The organism is Mesorhizobium sp. M7A.F.Ca.US.005.03.2.1 (genome assembly GCF_003997795.1).
Classification (GTDB): domain Bacteria; phylum Pseudomonadota; class Alphaproteobacteria; order Rhizobiales; family Rhizobiaceae; genus Mesorhizobium; species Mesorhizobium ciceri.
The window spans coordinates 1-1345 of the sequence record NZ_RZRP01001221.1; the positions used below are offsets into that span (position 1 = coordinate 1).

Consider the following 1345-nt stretch of genomic DNA (forward strand, 5'->3'; position numbering starts at 1 on the left):
TGCCTATGTCGATGCCGATCATGGCGATCACCGGCAGGATGGCGTTGGGCAGCGCATGGCGGAACAGGATAGCTCGCCGCGCCAGGCCTTTGGCGCGGGCGGTGCGCACGTAATCCTGGCGCAGCACGTCGATCATCGACGAGCGCATCATGCGCGCGTACCAGCCGGCGCCGAGGATTCCCATGGTCAGTGACGGCAGCACCAGATGACGCCAGGTGCCGTAGCCGCCGATCGGGAACCAGCTGAGCCGCACGGCAAAGACGTAGAGCAGCAGCAGACCGACGACGAATTGCGGCGCCGAGACGCCGACGAAGGAGGCGACCATCAGCGTCTGGTCAGTGGCGGTGCCGCGCTTGACGGCGGCGATCAGGCCCATGCTCAGGCCGAGCAACAGCTCGCACAGGATGGCGCCGACCATCAGCAACAGGCTGGCCGGCAGCCGCGAAACGATCAGCTCGGTGACTTCGGAGCGCTGGATGTAGGAGCGGCCGAGATCGCCGCTGACGAGCTTCGTGAGATAGCGCCAGTACTGGACGACGAACGGCTGGTCGAGGCCGAGCTGCTGGCGGATGTTCTCGACCGTCTGCGGCGTGGCGCTGCGGCCGGCGATCTGGCGCACCGGATCGGCCGGCAGGAGATAGAGCAGCGCGAAGGTGATCAGCGAGACGCCGAGCAGGATCAGCAGCGACTGGATGAGGCGGCGGCCGAGATAGGCGATCATGCCCGGCCCCTCTGCGTCGGATCGAGAATGTCGCGCAGCGCATCGCCGATCAGGTTGAAAGCCAGCGCCAGCGCCAGGATCGCGGCACCGGGGAAGAACACCAGCCAGGGTGCGGCCTGGAAATAGGTCTGGTTCTCGAAGATGATGTTGCCCCAGGACGCCGTGGGCGGCTGGACGCCGATGCCGAGGAAAGAGAGCGTCGCCTCGAGCAGCACGGTGGTCGAGATGCCGAGCGTGCCCCAGACGATGATGGTCGGTAAGAGATGCGGCAGGATGTGGCGAAACAGGATGCGCGGCGCGCTCGCGCCGATGGTGCGTTCGGCATCGATGAACTCACGCTCCGCCAGCGATGAGGTCTCGGTGTAGATGACGCGGGCGGTCTGCACCCAGTTGACCAAAGCGATGACCATGGCGACGATCCACAGGCTGGGCTCGAACACCGCGGCCAGGCAAATGGCGAGCAGCAGTGCCGGAAACGCCATCATCAAATCGGTGAAACGCATCAGCGCGCTGCCGATCCAGCCACGGAAATAGCCGGCGACAACACCGACCAGCGTGCCAATGAACAGCGCCACGCCATTGGCGACGATGCCGATGATCAGCGAGGTGCGGGCGCCGTAGAGG

General features: G+C 65.7%; 2 protein-coding genes. Both read right to left on the reverse strand.

Translation table 11 applies throughout. From position 1 onward, the window contains the following. The coding region (locus EN991_RS36450) for an ABC transporter permease (protein WP_164769672.1) at window positions 1-721 on the reverse strand (721 nt) is incomplete at its 3' end. Further along, on the reverse strand, window positions 718-1345 hold a 628-nt coding region (locus EN991_RS36455), incomplete at its 5' end, for an ABC transporter permease (RefSeq protein WP_164769673.1). The genes EN991_RS36450 and EN991_RS36455, both read right to left, overlap by 4 nt.